Source organism: Mesorhizobium sp. XAP4 (assembly GCF_029269325.1).
Lineage (GTDB): Bacteria > Pseudomonadota > Alphaproteobacteria > Rhizobiales > Rhizobiaceae > Mesorhizobium > Mesorhizobium ciceri.
Genome location: NZ_JARIXW010000012.1, coordinates 1 through 15,712 on the forward strand (window position 1 = coordinate 1; position 15,712 = coordinate 15,712).

A 15,712-nucleotide genomic window follows, 5' to 3' on the forward strand; every position below is an offset into this window, starting at 1 on the left:
TGGCGATCCGCAGAACGAGCGGACGCGGCAGTTCCTCAGTGCCGTGCTGGAAGCGAGGTAGCGAATACGCGGGGCCTCGGAGCACCGCAACGGCGAGAATGGCTTGCTGAGCAACGTGTCTCCCACTCTACACCGGCAACACATCGGCTAGTATGCGCGGGCAACCATAAAACGCGGGTGGCCTGCGTACATAGCGGATTATTCGGTGCAACCATCCCATTTGACTTGCTACCTTCACGAAGCGGCACTGATCACTCTGGTATAGACGTTGGCTGGAACGTGGACTGAAATGAATCAATTGCGAATTGGCATTATCTACCCTTCCGACGGGCCGCAACCACCGCTAGTTCTGGCAGTCTCGCCCCTCCTCACTCGACGATGCACGTGATAAGGTACGTTTTCCGGCCCTTGAGATGCTTCGCGGCGCTTGTCGACGACAGCGACCTTGACTAAGCCGCGCAGGCTTTGCGGCCGATCAAGCCTGCCGCGATCGCTTCGCGTGCACCTCGACCAGCTTTGTAAGAGGGGCATGCAGGTCACCGCTCGATCATTGACAGTATCGCCCTTGGCACCAATGCACCGGCGACCTCAACCTCCAGCGGGGTCGTCGCTGCATGCCGCGCTTTGGGCGTGCGCAAGCCTGCTCTGGTGCGCCTTATCTTCGGGAAACAGCCGCGCAGTTTGAGCGCTACCTCTCAGAAGCCGAAAGCGCTGAACGCATCCCATCTGCCGTGGCATGAGATGATGGGCGAGAGATGATGACACTGAAGGGGCCGAGGAGCTTGCAGTGTCAATGTCTGGGTCTGCGCCTATGTCTGATGATAGAAGTTTCCATATTCTTGAGGCAGTTCCGAACCGGCTGGAGGCAAGCCCGCAGCGTGCGCGCAGGCGCTGGTCGGCGCAAGCAAAGGCACGGCTGATCAAGGCGACGCTGAAGCCGGGCGCGAATGTGTCGGCGATCGCGCGATAGGCTGGAATGGCGACCTCGCAGCTGTTCGGCTGGCGGCGCAAGGCGATCAAGAGCGGTGCGGTCACGCCGCAGCGGGATGCGGGTCGGCTTGGCTTTGTCGAGGTCAGCCAAGCGGCGTCTTCAACGGTGGAGATCTGTTTGGGCGATGTGGTCATTCGGGCTGGCGCCGATGTCGGCCAGGATGATTTGGCCAGGATCGCGCGGTCGGCCAGGCATGATCCTGGCCAGCGTGCAGGTGTTTGTCGCCAGCCATCCGGTCGATTTTAGAAAAGGTCCCGACGGCCCTTCTGGCACTGGTGCGCGATGCTGGCTCGGACAAGTCCAACGGCGCGCTTTAGGTCTTCCGACGCACCGACAGGTGAAGATCGTTTGGGGGGACGGGTCTGGGGTTTGGCAGGCCAGACGCGGGTGGTGTTCAGGCCGGATTAGGCGCGAAGCTGGTGCGGCCAGTCCGCTGAGAGCATTGGCTTTATGCCGGCCGTTGAGCTTGCGGAGCTTATCCGCAGTGCGCGAGCACCTGCTTCGCGCCTCGGTTGCGCTGTCGAAGCCTCGTTGAGCGAGGACAATCCCTCTCCATTAAAAGTGGTTTGGCTATATGCGCAGGTCGCGAGAGAACGCCGACTTCCTGCGTCCATGGAGTATAATTGGCGGAAAACGCCCACCTGACGCTGCTACATTCACGAAGCGGGCACTAAGCGTTCCGGTCTCCTATCAGCGATTGGCTAGCTAAAAGGTCCCGGGGGTATCAAAGCGCGAGTTTGAAGCCAACTTGACGAGAGGAACCGCCGCATCACAACTGATGTGAACGCATTCACGTCCATTTTCGGGTGACAAGCGGTCAAACAAACGTGAGCTGGGAGGAACTACGATGCAAAAGTGGAAACACAATGAAAACAGGAACGATCCCTTGAGGCGTGCAATCCTGAGGGGAATGGCTGCGCTCGGCATGGCGGCGATGGCAATGGCCTCGTTTGCCGGTTCGGCTTCGGCGCAGTCGCTGCTCGATAAGATCAAGAACGCAAAGGCAATCCGGATCGGCTTCTCCAACGAGATTCCCTGGGCCTATCCCGGCGAGAACAACGAGCCGCTCGGTTTCGTCAATGCGATGACGATCGACATTCTGAAGAGGCTGGGCACGACCAAGGTCGAGCCGATCGTCACCGAATGGGGCTCGCTGATCCCTGGCCTGCAGGCCGGTCGCTTCGACATCATCACGGGTGGCATGTTCATCCTGCCCGAGCGCTGCCGCAATGTGCTGTTCACCGAACCGCTCGGCGCCTTCAGCGACGCGCTAGTCGTGCCGACGGGCAACCCGGAAGAACTGCACTCCTACCAGGACGTGCGCGACAAGGGCCTCATGTTTGTCACCGCCGCCGGCTGGAATGCGGTGAACATCGCGAAAAAAGTCGGCATCGCCGACGACAAGGTCATGCAGGTCGCGGGAGCGGCGGAGGTTGTCCAGGCTGTGAAGGCTGGACGCGCCGCCAGTGGCGGCGGCGACTACTTCACTTTGAAGAAATTTGCCGACGAGGACGACAGCATCGAGCTGGCCGATCCATACACCTCGTCCTCCCCCTCCGGTTATCCCGGCCTCGCCTTCCTACCCAACCAGCAGGCGGAAGTCGATGCCTTCAACGCCGCGCTGAAGGATTATATCGGCTCCGACGAGATGATGGAGATGGTCGGCAAATATGGCTACGGCAAAACCAACCTGCCGGACGGTACCACGACAGCGGAACTCTGCAAGGACTAGATCTGGCGGAATTCACGTTCATGAACCTCACTCGCCTCCCCGGCTTGACGCCGGGGGGGGGGGCGTCCAGCGGGAGGGCACAGACGTGAAGGAACTCGCGCTCGGCTTCAGCGTCCGCGGCTGGCTAGAGGCGTTGCGATCACCCTGATCGTGACCCTCGGGGCATCTCTCGCGGCGATCGTGCAGGGCTGATTGTCGGCCTGATCCGGGTCTCGCCCCGTTGGCCGCCACGCTGGTTGGGATATATCGAATTGTTCCGCGGAACGTCGATGGGGATACCGTTCAGGAGCAGCCAAGTGCCCAATTCAACCGTAGTCAATCCCTGGGAATGGTCTGAAAGCCATGGCGGCGGCGCGTAAACAAAGTCAGAGCGGGCAAGGCACTAAGACCAACGTGGCCCGACGGCAAACGCTGTGCCTTCGCTATCTCGTTCGACGTCGATCACGAGTCGAACGAATTGCGCAGGGGAGGGCAGTCCCTGTGTAGATTATCCTGGGGTCAATACGGGAGCCGACGGGAGATGCCTCGGGTTTTGGAGCTCCTAAGAAAATTCGACGTACCAGCGAGCTTTTTCATTCCCGCTGTAATCGCTCAACTGTATCCAGACGAGCAACGCGCGGTTGTCGGTGGAGGCCATGAAATCGGGATGCACGGCTGGATACATGAGCTGAACTCCGAACTGAGCGTGGAGAGCGAGCGTTCTTTGATGATGAGGAGCGCCGACGTCCTTGAAAAAATCGCTTCAAAACGCCCGACGGATCCGAACTCCATCGTGGGACTATTCCGACGCACTCTCCAAATTATACTTGAGAGGCGATTGACATACGACACATCACTTATGGCCTATGATAGTTGCTATGAGTTTCTGGGAGACGAAAAACCAACAGGAGTCATTGAGTTACCAGTAGAGTGGATTCGAGACGATGCAACTTATCTTTGGATGAGTCCTGCTGATTCGTTGCGACCAAACATGTCTCTCGACGCGATACTATCTGTATTCATTCGAGAGTTTGAAGGGGCGTATCAAGACGCCGAATTATTCCAGCTAACTCTGCATCCGCACGTGATCGGATATCGCTCAAGGGTCTGGATCGTAGAAGAACTAGTTCGATGCGCTAAAGCAAAAGGCGACGTTTGGTTCGCCACTCATCATCAGGTAGCGAAGCATGCGGCCTCATGCCTCTGAACACATGCAAGCAAAATCTGCAATGCCGGCCTGCTGCAAGAGGAACCCGACCAGTTTTTGGTGAAACGCCCAAGCATGGACGAAATTAATGTCAAAGAACATCTCCTTCGACCGCCACGTTACGTCCAGCGACCGTCAGGGCACCTTGGGCGGCCAGCTTTCGCAGTGGAAGAGCTGGTTCTGGAGCAATGCCGTGCCGGCGGACGAACAGACTGACGTGACGCCTGGCTCGTAGGTTTCGTTGACGATGGCCACCTTCTCGGCGGCCATCCAGCGGGGGCGTCGTGCCGTGTCGCTCAAGGCTCTTAACCCCCAATTTGGTAAATGATTTGGATTATCCGACCAGTTTAGTTCCGATCCGCAGCAGCAAGTCGTCTTCTTTATGCACGAGGCAAGAAAACGCCGGTGTCCTGCGTTCATCAGTGGTGATTTGCGCAAAGGCGGCCCGTATTGCTACTACATTCGCGAAAACGGTTACTGATTAACAAGAGATCGAGTATTGGCTGAGGGCACTGAGATGGACCACTTGCGGATTGGCATACTCTACCCTTCCGACGGAGTTCACGACCGCGAGTTCTGGCAGTTCGCCCCGCCTCATGCGACGATGCACGTGACAAGGATATTTTTTCCAGAAACCCCGGCCACCACGCTCGTCAATGATGGCGACCTTGACCAAGCCGCGCAGCTCTTGCGGCCCATTGGACCCGCGGCGATCGCTTACGCATGCACCTCGGCCAGCTTTGAAAAAGGGCACGCAGGTGATCGCTCAATCATCGACAGGATTTCTCGCGCCGCTAACGCACCGGGGACATCAACGTCCAGCGCCCTGGTGGCTGCCTGCCGCAGTCTAGGCGTGCGCAAGCTTGCGCTTGGTGCGCCTTATCTTCCGGAAACAACCGCACAGTTTGTGCGCTACCTCGCAGAAGCCGGGCTGGAGCCGCTGTCCAGCCGCAGCCTTGGACTGGAGGGAGGAATAGGCGAGCTCGAATCCGAGGGTATTGTGCGACTCGCCAACGAGGTCGATGTCCCTCAGGCTGAGGCCATCGTCCTTGCTTGTACGAACCTTGTGACATACTCTGCCATCTCAGCGCTCGAGCGTGCTCTCGACAAGCCCGTGATCACCGCCAACCAGGCGACCGTGTGGCATGCCTGCCGGATCGGTGGTTACCGAGGGACCGAAGGGGTCGGGCGGCTTTGGAGTGTCGATGCGATTGAAAATCCTATCGGGATGTCTTAATAGCAGGAGTCCCAGTTGAAACTTTGTCGAGTTCAAATCTGACTTTTAGACGATCGCGTTGCGCTGGCGGCCCACTGTGCCTCCCGCCAGTGGTTGGTCCGCCCGGCGAATCGGCCCGAACGGCTATCCGGCTCGGGGCGGCTTTCTGCCGCCCGTTCCACTTCGCGGCGCATGTGAGCCGGCGGCGAGTTGGGGTGGAGCACGAGATCACGACAGGAACTGGAGCAATTGTGGTCGCCGAGCGGCAGGTGGGAAGCCCAGAAGGCAAGTGCGCCGCACCCTCGGCCAAGGCCGCGACCGGAAGGTCTGGCTTCCGAGCAGCGCCACGTTTTAGAAGCGACGACGACGCCGCTATTTTGTTATTCGGTGCCGATGTTCAACGGCCATCGCATCCATACGGCTGCGGTTATGCTCGTGACGTGAGGGCTGTCCGGCCTCGTGGTGCACGGATAGAGACGTCCAGCCCAGCAAAATACTTCATGGCATCCTTCGTGATGATTTGTGGCGATTTACATCGATCACGTTTTCACGACAGGAGCAGCCGCCCTCATTTCAGCTCGGGGGCTGATCCCAATCACCCCACTGTTGAAGAAAAGTCGCGCGTTTGGCTTTGGCTCGCCGCGGTTGTGACAGTAACGTGATCGCAATCGAACCGTCGCCGGCCAATTCGGCATGGTGTAGTCCGTGACTTCGTTCATCCGTCGTTCGCCATAACCTGTCTGATAGCCTAGCGACCAATCGATTGACAAGATCCGCCTGTGTTGAGCAGTACTGGGTTCGCCTGGCAGGATCAGCTTTACGGATCGACCAAGGTTGGTTCCGTGCCGCACGCTACCGTCTGGCTGTCGGCCTCGCCGTCCGGTTACGACTGGACGGGTTCCACGAGGCGCTACCCAGCAGGTCGGCGAGCCCGGATCGAAAAGGCGGTTCTTTCGATCCAGTGTCGGTTGCCCGAGTGCACCCCGCGTTGATTCGGTGAATCGAGGGAGGATCGTAATCCTCGGCCCATCCGTGGCGTCGGCGTGGTTGGGGTGGTGGGTCGGCCAGCGCGTCGAGTATTTGGTAGAAGCGGTGGATTCCGCCGCAATCCTCCGCCGGAGCACTTCTCGCGTCGCAGACGTTCGATTGTGTCGATGATCGGCCCAGGCGTCGGCCGTCGCAGCCGATGAGGGCAAGACGAGCGATCCTGCAATCCCGGCCAACTTCGCGGCGATATCGGTCGACCCATTTGCGAACCGTCCGCGGCCAGACGCCTGCGGCTTCGGCGACGGCCTCCGGCGTATGCCCGCTCTCGACCTGCCTTACAATTCGCTCTCGACCGAGTGGCGTCAGCCGGGCATTCTTATGGATGTTCATCGGTCCTCCGAGAATCCCTGAAGCTTCGACAACCACAGCTTTCCCGGTCCGGACCTGATGGACAACCTATGGAAAGCTCATGGCTACACCTGCGCTCCCGACTCCTGCTCACGCAGAACCGCCGGTCGGTTGGTTACAAAATCGCTTTCTCTTCATCAGTCCCGTTTTTCGAATTAGGGCCGGACTTCAGTCTCAACGAAGGAAAAATTCGGAGGCGTTTCCATTTTTGCAGGAGAAGGGCTTTGAAGTCTGTAATTGCGCTGTCGATCGCCGCTGTTGGGCCGGTAGTTTGATGTAATCGAACGCTCGACCTGGAGTCAAAGATGGAAGGCACCGCAAGCGCTGCACTGGAGGGCCTCAGACGGCCCGACCTTCTGCAAAAACGCTCTCATGTTAATGGCACTTGGCTCTCGAAGCCGGAAACGCTCGCAGTGGTGGATCCTGCTACCGGAGAAGAGTTGGCTCAGGTAGCAGCCTGCGAAATGGCAGATGTGGACGATGCGGTCTTTTTCGCGAGAACGGCATTCCTGAGATGGCGCGACAAACTTCCTTCAGAACGGGGCGCATACCTGCGGATGTGGGCGACCGGGATGCGCGAAAACGCGGAAGACCTGGCCGTGATCATGACCGCGGAGCAAGGCAAACCGATCGCCGAGGCTCGCGGCGAAATTTCCTATGCCGCCAGCTTTCTTGACTGGTTTGCAGCGGAGGGCGAGCGGGCCTACGGCGAAACCATCCCCAGCCATCTGCCCGGAAGTCGATTAACCGTACAGATGCAGCCCATCGGAGTGACGGTCGCTATCACGCCATGGAACTTTCCATCGGCGATGATTACCAGAAAGGCTGGGGCCGCGCTGGCGGCTGGCTGCACCATGATCGTGAAGCCAGCCCCAGAAACGCCTCTTTCGGCGCTTGCGCTTGCCCGTCTTGCCGAGGAAGCGGGCATCCCCGCAGGCGTCTTTCAGGTGATCACAGGCGAAGCTCCGCCACTTGCCAAGCGGCTGTTGGAGCATACCGACGTGCGGGCATTCTCTTTTACGGGCTCGACCGAGGTCGGCCGGATCCTGCTCGAGCAGTCTGCAAGGACTGTGAAGAAAGCTTCACTCGAACTTGGCGGCAATGCTCCCTTCATCCTTTTCAATGACGCGCCAATGGAAGCCGCGGTCGCGGGCTGCATGGCAGCCAAGTTCGCTACATCCGGCCAGGACTGTCTGGCAGCGAACAGGATTTACGTTCAGCTGCGAGTCTATGATCGTTTTGTAGAAGATTTCGCCCAGGCCACGAGAAAACTGAAAGTCGGGCACGGATTGGAGCTTGGGATCGACATTGGTCCGATGACCAGGTCGTCCGTCGCCGAAAAATGCAGGCAGCAGATCTCCGAGGCCCTTTCGGCCGGGGCTCGAATGGTAGCCGGGGCCAAGGATAACCCTCTTGGTGGGAACTTCGTGATGCCGACCGTGCTCGCCGATGTGACCGACGACATGCGGGTCGCCAAAGAGGAGACCTTCGGGCCTGTGGCTGCGATCCTGCCTTTTGACAACGAAGAGGAGGTGCTTGCACGCGCCAACAATTCGGAGATGGGGCTTGCCGCGTATATTTACACTCGAGACCTTAACCGCGCGATGCGGCTCACCGACCGGCTCGAATACGGCATGGTTGCGGTCAACACCTCAAAATTCACTGGGGCGCCCATCCCGTTCGGCGGGTGGAAGCAGTCCGGCCTTGGCCGGGAAGGCTCCAGGCACGGTCTCGCCGAGTATCTGGAACCAAAATACACGTGCGTTGGAAATCTTGCGGCTTGAGAGGATGTGCCCAATGACGATCAATATCAGGGAAATTGGCGAAAAGGACAGAAGCAGCGTCCTGCATCCATTCACCCAGCTCAAGGATTTCGCTACCGGCAAGCTTGGTGAGCCGACGATCGTAGAGACTGGCAAGGGCATCCGCATCAAGGATGCGCATGGCATCGAGCTCATCGACGGATTCGCTGGCCTCTATTGCGTTAACGTCGGCTATGGCCGCACCGATATCGCTGAGGCGATTTCTCGCCAAGCTTACCGTCTCGCCTATTATCATTCCTACGCCGCACACACGACCGACGAACTCGCAATTTTGTCTGACCGCCTAGTGAAGATGGCGCCCGGCAAGATGAGCAAGTCTTCTACGGCATGTCTGGCTCCGACGCGAACGAGACGCAGGCCAAGCTCGTCTGGTACTACAACAATCTTCGCGGCAAGCCGAACAAGAAAAAGATCATATCGCGCGAGCGCGGCTATCATGGCTGCAGTGTCATGTCCGGCTCGATGACAGGAATGAGCTTCTATCATGACCACATGGACCTTCCGCTGCCGCAAGTTCTCCATACCGGCGTACCCCACTTCTACTGGGGAGCTGAGCCAGGTGAGCCAGAGCAGGAATTTTCAATGCGTCGCGCGGCCGAGCTGGATTATCTCATCCAGCGGGAAGGGCCGGATAGCGTGGGTGCATTCATCGGAGAACCAGTCCTGAGGACTGGTGGTATCACACCTCCTCCCGCTGGCTACTGGGAGGCGATTCAGTCAGTCCTCGAAAAACACGACGTCCTGTTGATCGCGGATGAAGTGATTACAGGCTTTGGCCGTACCGGTTCGATGTTCCGCTGTCAGCACTATGGGATTCAGCCTGATCTCATCACCGTCGCCAAAGGCCTCACGTCGGCGTATTTCCCGCTGTCCGGTGCCATCGTGGGCGAGAAGGTCTATGAAGTGCTTGAAGCAGGGGCCGACCGCGTCGGAGCATTCTCGCATGGTTACACCTATTCCGGTCACCCGATCGGAGCCGCTGCTGCGAACGCGGTTCTCGATATAGTTGAACGAGAAAACCTTCCAGGCAATGCGCGCGAAGTCGGAGGCTATTTTCAAAGGCAACTCAAGATGACCTTTGCGCAGCTTCCCATCGTCGGTGAAGTGCGTGGGGTCGGGCTTATGGGAGCGATTGAGTTTGTCGCCGACCGGGAAAGGAAAGTTCGGTTCGACCCAAGTCTCAAGGTCGGCGCGCGCATCTCCAAGGCTGCTCGCGATCGGGGTCTTATCGCACGAGCCATGCCGCATGGGGATATTCTGGGCTTTGCACCTCCGCTAGTTACGTCCAAGGAGGAAGTCGATGAGATCGTTTCCATTTCCGAAGCTGCGGTGAGCGCGGTCATGGACGAGCTGGTCCGGGAAGGGCACAACATCTAAAAACAAATGGATGGCGAAAATCCCTCAGGCTGTGAGTACCAGGAAGCAGGCCAGTTTGATTGATCCTGCGCGCTCAACGGCACTTAGCCGAGTGCTTTACAAAGCCGTGGCGCCCAGTGAATTGAAAGAGGATATCTCAATTGCGTGCCGTGACACCACCAGAACTTCATGCGGGCGAAGCGCGCGTGGCGATGACCCGGGAGAGCGCGGTTCTGCTGCAAGCCTCTCCCACGAGCTTTGTGCAGAGCGTTGACCAGAATTTCCGACATGCGATGAAGTTTCTCGATCTGCCCGAGGGGCTGGCCGAGCGAATCATCCAGTGCAACTCGACCTACACGGTGCGGTTCGGTGTGAGACTGCGCAGCCGCATGTACAGCTTCATCGGCTGGCGCTCGGTGCACAGCGAACATTGCGAGCCAGTCAAAGGCGGTATCCGGTTCGCGCTTGATGCCGATGCCGAGGAAGTGGAGGCGCTCGCGGCGCTGATGACGCTCAAATGCGCGCTAGTCGATGTGCCATTCGGAGGCTCGAAGGGCGCGCTCAAGATCGACCCGCGCGAATGGGCTCCGCAAGAGCTCGAACGCATCACCCGGCGCTTCACACAGGAACTCACAAAGCGCGGTCTGATCGGTCCCGGCCTCAATGTGCCGGCTCCGGACGTGGGCACGAGCGAGCGGGAAATGGCCTGGATGGCAGACGAGTTCCGCAGGGCCAATCCTGTGGATGTGATCAACGCGCGCGCCTGCGTGACGGGGAAGCCGCTCTCCAAGGGTGGGATTGCGGGACGGACCGAAGCGACGGGGAGGGGCGTGCAATTCGCCATTCAGAGCTATCTCCGCGATCCGCGTACCGGGGGAATAGTTGGACGGCGGGACCTCAAGGGAGCGTCCGTCATTGTCCAGGGATTTGGCAATGTCGGCTACCACGCTGCCAAATTCCTCTCCGAGGAAGATGGCGCGCGCGTCACGGTCGTTGCCGAACGCGACGGATATGTCGCTAACCCCGAAGGTCTTCCCGTCGAGGCGCTGAAGCAGCATCGGTTGCGTACAGGCAGCATTCTCGGCTTTGCCGGCGCCAAATCTTTCGCGGGCGACATGACGGGCCTGGAAGAGCCCTGCGACATCCTCATCCCCGCCGCGATGGAGAATGCCATTCACATCGACAACGCCGAGCGCATCAAAGCGCATCTCATTGTCGAAGCCGCTAATGGCCCGATCACCTTCGAGGCCGATCAGGTGCTGCGCTCCCGAGGCGTGACGATCCTCCCCGATCTTTATGTCAACGCGGGCGGGGTTGTGGTGAGCTATTTTGAATGGGTGAAGAACCTGACCCACATTCCATTCGGCTTAATGGAAAGACGGCGGCGAGAGCGACGTAACCAGACGATCGCCACAGCGCTCGAGCGCATGACAGGCAATACGTTTCCCGCCGATATGCGTGATGAATTTCTTGAAGGAGGCGCCGAGATTGATCTGGTTCGGTCCGGCCTCGAGGACGTCATGCGGAGCACTTCGGCACGTATCGCCGAGCTCCTTGAGGAGCAGCCGGAACTCGGCGACTACAGGACAGCCGCCTATGTCGCGTCCATTCGACAGATCGCCGGCGCTTATGAGGCCTTAGGGATCTGAGCGTCATCGAGCACAACCGAGTGTCGTCAGAAATCAAAAGACATCATTGTTGCCACGCGGAGCGGTCTCTTCCCATTTTAGCATGCTGGGGGGTTTCCATTGCCGCGCAGACCTGCTGGGGCTGCAGTCATTCCGCGTCCTTAGAACGACGCTCCCGCGCGTGTTGACTAATCCCGTGGAGTACGTTGCGAGGAATCTCTGACCTTACTAGAAACTCGCCGGAAATATGCGTGGACGGGGCAAAACGCGGATTTTCTGCGCAGATGGGCATTATTAGCGGTAAGTGGCCATTTTACGCTGCTACATTTACGAAGCGGGCACTGAGCGTCCGGCATCAAGGATAGCGGAAAATCGCGGGGGGCTGAGGATATAATGTCGATGTGGGGCTACTTTCCGTTTGATCGCCTTAGGCCAGTTTGATGGCTAACGCTGTAGCGGCGGGCAGCACGAGCCGGCGCCTTGGGAGCATCCTTGTCAGGGCGGTCGTCACGCTTCTGATGGTGGCGATCCTCAACTTTATCCTGTTCAGAGTCATTCCGGGCGATCCTTCCGCGCTTCTGCTTAGTGGGGCACGCATCAGCGTGACCCCTGAGCAAATCGAGGCGCAGCGCCAAAGCTGGGGCCTCGATCGGCCGCTGTTCCCTGATCAGGTGGTCGACTACTTGTCGGCAACTCTCCGTGGCGATTTCGGCTACAGCTTTAAGTTCAGGGGCCAGCGCGTCGCTGACCTGATCCTGGAGCGGTTGCCGGCCACCATTGCCCTGGTCGGCCTAGCCCAATTCATCGCTATCCTATCCGGGGTTATGCTTGGTCTATATGCGGGTTGGCGCAGGGGAGGAGCCGTGGACCATATCGCCACTGGCGCCTCTCTGGCGCTCTACTCGACGCCATCTTTCTGGCTTGGGATGCTCTTGGTGGTGATCTTCAGTACGTCATTGGGCTGGCTTCCGGGCTACGGTGCATACTCTCCCGGCGCGATCACCGGCTCCCTTGGTTCATTGCTCGATTACCTGCGGCATCTGGCGCTTCCGGTCACCGCGGTGGCCCTTGGACTGATCGGTCAATACGTCGTGGTCGCTCGTGCCGCAATGAGCGACGTAGTCACCGAGGACTATATGGTGACGGCACGGGCCAAAGGGCTGACCAATGGTCAGATGCTGATGCGGCATGCATTTCGCAACGCAATGCTGCCGGTCGTAACTTTAATCACCCTCAATCTCGGCTACGTAGTTGCCGGTGCCATCACTGTCGAAGCTGTCTTCGCCTGGCCGGGGATCGGCGGACTGACGGTCGAGGCGCTCAATGCACGGGACTACCCAGTCCTTCAGGGCATATTCCTATTGCTTGGTGCGTCGATCGTCATCGCGAACCTCGTAGCCGATCTTGCTTACGGCCTTCTCGATCCAAGAGTTCGGTAATGAGTGAAAGTACTGTTCAATATTCCAGGCACAGCCGAGCGCGAGCGATCAAAGGATTTCTGCGCCAATTTCTTGGTCATGGCGGGGCTCAGCTGGGCCTCGTATGTCTGGTCTTCTTTCTTGTGCTGGCAGCGGTACCGAATATTTTGGTGGGACCGCTTCAGACAGCGATGACTGCAACCGGCGATTTCCTCGCGCCACCATCAAGCCAGCATCTGCTGGGGACGGACGAAGTAGGGCGAGATGTGTTCAATCTGGTCGTCCATGGTGCCCGGATATCGCTCACGATCGCGCTGCTGGCGACTGTGATCAGTCTCATCGTCGGCGCGACGGTCGGAATGACCGCGGGCTACTTCGGTGGCTGGGTTGACGTCTGGCTGATGCGCTTAACAGATTTCTTTTTCGTCGTCCCTTCCTTTGTGCTGGCGCTGGTTATCACCCCCGTGGTTCTCGAGGTGATGGGGCGGGGCCGAGATATCCTTGGCTTCCGTCCTTCTCTTTTCGTGATCATTGTCGTTATCGGCCTGACAAGCTGGGCCTTCGTCGCACGTATCGTTCGCAGCCAGACCATGTCGCTTAAGGAGCGAACATTCGTCGATCGTGCGCGCGTTGCGGGCAGCAGCAATCTGAGCATCATGGTAAGGCACATCCTCCCCAATCTTGTGCCGCAAATTGCAGCCAATGGTGCCCTGGTCGTCGCCGGCGCAATTTATGTCGAGACCTCGCTCTCGTTCCTTGGGCTTGGCGATCCGTTGCAGCCTTCATGGGGCACTTTGCTTGCGCTCGCCCAGCGCGCCGGTGCGGCCAGTGCTGGAGCCTGGTGGTATCTCGGCGCCCCCGGGCTGTGCGCGCTTACGGTTTCGCTTAGCTTCGTCCTGATTGGCAATGCCCTCGACGACACGTTCAATCCACGGCGGCGGGTAATTCCATGACGAACTCCTCCCGAGACATGGCATCGCTGCTGGAGGTCGACCGGCTTTCTGTCGACTATAGGCTCAAGGGCATTTCATTGCGAGCAATCGACGACGTAAGCTTCGCGTTGCGAGCCGGAGAGGCCGTCGCCCTCGTCGGTGAATCGGGCAGTGGCAAGACCACGACCGCAATGGCGATTGCCGGTCTGCTATCGCCCAACGCGCGGGTAAGCGAGGGCGAGGTCCGCTATCGCGGACAGCGACTGCCGATCGACGATGATGCGGCGATGCGGCCACATCGCTGGAGCGAGACGTCCGTCGTCTTTCAGGGCGCGATGAATGCGCTCAATCCCGTTCACCGCATCATCAAGCAGATCGCCGAGCCATGCATGCTGAAGCTCGGGATGCCGAAGGCTGACGCGATCGGCCGGGCAAGGGAGCTGCTCGAACTTGTCGGCATTCCGGCGGATCGCGGCGCCGCCTATCCCCACGAATTGTCGGGCGGAATGCGCCAAAGGGTGATGATTGCCATGGCGCTCGCGTGTCGCCCCTCAATCATCATCGGTGATGAGCCCACCACGGCGCTGGACGTCATTACACAAGCTCAGATCCTCAAACTGCTGGCTGAGTTGCGATCGCGGCTTAACCTTGCCCTCATTTTGATCACCCACGATCTTTCTGTCGTTGCCGAGACTTGTGATCGCGTGATGATCATGTACGCGGGCCGGATCGTCGAGGACGGCACTGTCGCTGAGATCTTCGCCAAGCCTAAGCACCCGTACACCAGGCTGCTGATCGACTCGATCCCGAACCCGGAGAACGGCAAAAAAATGATCCGGCCAATACCCGGTGATCCTCCTAACTTGCGGAGCCGACCCGCAGGCTGCGCTTTCCACCCACGTTGCCCGTCGGCTATGGGGGTTTGCTCGACCGAAGTTCCCGTTCTCGATAAATTCGGGCGGGGACGCGTGGCCTGTCACCTTCACCGGTCCTCGCAAGAAGACAAGGTCGCAGCTCATGACTGATACCGCCGACTTCCTGCGTCTGGAGAACCTGCAGGTCCATTTTCCTATACAGGGCGGCGTGTTCGACCGTGTCCTGGGCCGACCTGCTGGCGCCGTGCGCGCGGTAGACGGGATCGACCTCACCGTGGGACGGGGTGAGATCGTCGCTCTCGTAGGGGAATCGGGAAGCGGCAAGACGACTGTCGGCCGCGTCATCACCAAACTTGCCCAGCCGACAGGCGGCAGGTTGCTGTTCGATGGCCGCGACATGACCTCGGAGCGAGGCTCCTCGGCCCTGCGTCCTTACCGGCATCGCGTACAGATGATCTTCCAGGACGCCTATCAGGCTCTTAATCCGCGACACACCGTGTTCGATATCGTGGCGGAGCCGCTGCGTTCACTACGGCTGGTCGAGAATGGCAAACAGCTTGCAGAGCGGGTGAGCGAAGCTCTTGCTTCCGCCGGGATCAATCCACCCGGTGATTTCTTTTCCCGCTTCCCACACGAGCTGTCCGGCGGGCAGCGTCAGCGGGTTGTGATTGCCGGAGCGCTTGCCGTGAAGCCGGATCTCATCGTCGCTGACGAACCTGTGTCGATGCTCGATGTCTCGATACGTGCACAGATAATTCAGGTTCTGGTTGACCTGCGCGACAGGCACAACATGGCGCTGCTGTTCATCACCCATGACCTGCCGCTCGCCTGGTTGATCGCCGACCGGATTGCGGTCCTGTATCTTGGAAGGTTGGTCGAGATCGGTAGCGCCGACGAGATCACGCTCAACCCACGCCATCCGTACACGGTCGCTTTGCGTGGCGCGACGCCGCAGATTGGCGGCCACGCAGATCGCGGGGAGCTGCCGGCCCTGCAGGGCGAGGTTCCAAGTGCCGCGCGGGTGCCGAAGGGGTGTCGTTTTCATCCCCGTTGCCCGCTGGCCATCGACCGCTGTCGAGAAGAGGAGCCGCCAGCCGTCGAAGTGGGGCCGCAGCACTTGTCCGCGTGCTGGCTTGCGAAGTGATGGGCCGAGGCAGCCT

Annotated in this window: 13 protein-coding genes and 1 pseudogene; 13 read left to right on the plus strand and 1 reads right to left on the minus strand. The window is 59.3% G+C overall.

Annotated features, from left to right (window positions below):
* Positions 1-811: 811 nt before the first annotated feature.
* The 6 genes from P3C39_RS31325 to P3C39_RS31350 all read left to right on the plus strand — a co-directional run bounded on the left by P3C39_RS31325 (position 812) and on the right by P3C39_RS31350 (position 5,146).
* A complete protein-coding gene (locus P3C39_RS31325; RefSeq protein ID WP_164781922.1) occupies positions 812-970 on the plus strand; it encodes a transposase in 159 nt (52 codons plus the stop codon).
* A 6-nt stretch (positions 971-976) separates the two neighbouring features.
* Entirely contained in the window at positions 977-1,237 is a 261-nt protein-coding gene (locus tag P3C39_RS31330; RefSeq protein ID WP_127808933.1) for a hypothetical protein, read from the plus strand.
* Between the two features lie 640 nt (positions 1,238-1,877).
* The gene (ehuB, locus tag P3C39_RS31335; protein ID WP_346016465.1) at positions 1,878-2,723 is read left to right on the plus strand and encodes an ectoine/hydroxyectoine ABC transporter substrate-binding protein EhuB; all 846 of its coding nucleotides are present in this window, start codon (positions 1,878-1,880) and stop codon (positions 2,721-2,723) included.
* A 520-nt stretch (positions 2,724-3,243) separates the two neighbouring features.
* On the plus strand, positions 3,244-3,909 hold the full coding sequence (locus P3C39_RS31340; protein WP_275954952.1) for a polysaccharide deacetylase family protein: 666 nt from the start codon (positions 3,244-3,246) through the stop codon (positions 3,907-3,909).
* An 88-nt stretch (positions 3,910-3,997) separates the two neighbouring features.
* A complete protein-coding gene (locus P3C39_RS31345; protein ID WP_164781865.1) occupies positions 3,998-4,144 on the plus strand; it encodes a hypothetical protein in 147 nt (48 codons plus the stop codon).
* A 282-nt stretch (positions 4,145-4,426) separates the two neighbouring features.
* On the plus strand, positions 4,427-5,146 hold the full coding sequence (locus tag P3C39_RS31350) for an aspartate/glutamate racemase family protein (protein WP_127383198.1): 720 nt from the start codon (positions 4,427-4,429) through the stop codon (positions 5,144-5,146).
* An 831-nt stretch (positions 5,147-5,977) separates the two neighbouring features.
* Here P3C39_RS31350 and P3C39_RS31355 read toward each other — a convergent pair.
* On the minus strand, positions 5,978-6,502 hold the full coding sequence (locus P3C39_RS31355) for a leucine zipper domain-containing protein (RefSeq protein ID WP_127383200.1): 525 nt from the start codon (positions 6,500-6,502) through the stop codon (positions 5,978-5,980).
* Positions 6,503-6,825: 323 nt separating this feature from the next.
* Between P3C39_RS31355 and P3C39_RS31360 the strand changes: the two genes are divergently transcribed.
* From P3C39_RS31360 to P3C39_RS31390, 7 genes and pseudogenes are all read left to right on the plus strand, one after another.
* Complete coding sequence (locus tag P3C39_RS31360) at positions 6,826-8,304, plus strand: NAD-dependent succinate-semialdehyde dehydrogenase (protein ID WP_127808934.1); 1,479 nt, start codon at positions 6,826-6,828, stop codon at positions 8,302-8,304.
* Between the two features lie 13 nt (positions 8,305-8,317).
* Positions 8,318-9,720: pseudogene (locus P3C39_RS31365) on the plus strand (aspartate aminotransferase family protein).
* Positions 9,721-9,992: 272 nt separating this feature from the next.
* Complete coding sequence (locus P3C39_RS31370; RefSeq protein WP_275954954.1) at positions 9,993-11,348, plus strand: Glu/Leu/Phe/Val dehydrogenase; 1,356 nt, start codon at positions 9,993-9,995, stop codon at positions 11,346-11,348.
* Positions 11,349-11,767: 419 nt separating this feature from the next.
* Entirely contained in the window at positions 11,768-12,766 is a 999-nt protein-coding gene (locus tag P3C39_RS31375; protein WP_127808935.1) for an ABC transporter permease, read from the plus strand.
* Positions 12,766-13,698: an ABC transporter permease gene (locus tag P3C39_RS31380; protein WP_127808936.1), complete on the plus strand. Its 933-nt coding sequence runs from the start codon at positions 12,766-12,768 to the stop codon at positions 13,696-13,698. Before P3C39_RS31375 ends, P3C39_RS31380 begins: the two co-directional genes overlap by 1 nt.
* On the plus strand, positions 13,695-14,702 hold the full coding sequence (locus P3C39_RS31385; protein WP_275954951.1) for an ABC transporter ATP-binding protein: 1,008 nt from the start codon (positions 13,695-13,697) through the stop codon (positions 14,700-14,702). Before P3C39_RS31380 ends, P3C39_RS31385 begins: the two co-directional genes overlap by 4 nt.
* Positions 14,695-15,696 (plus strand): ABC transporter ATP-binding protein, encoded by a 1,002-nt coding sequence (locus P3C39_RS31390; RefSeq protein WP_275954950.1) that lies wholly within the window; start codon positions 14,695-14,697, stop codon positions 15,694-15,696. Before P3C39_RS31385 ends, P3C39_RS31390 begins: the two co-directional genes overlap by 8 nt.
* Positions 15,697-15,712: the final 16 nt, after the last annotated feature.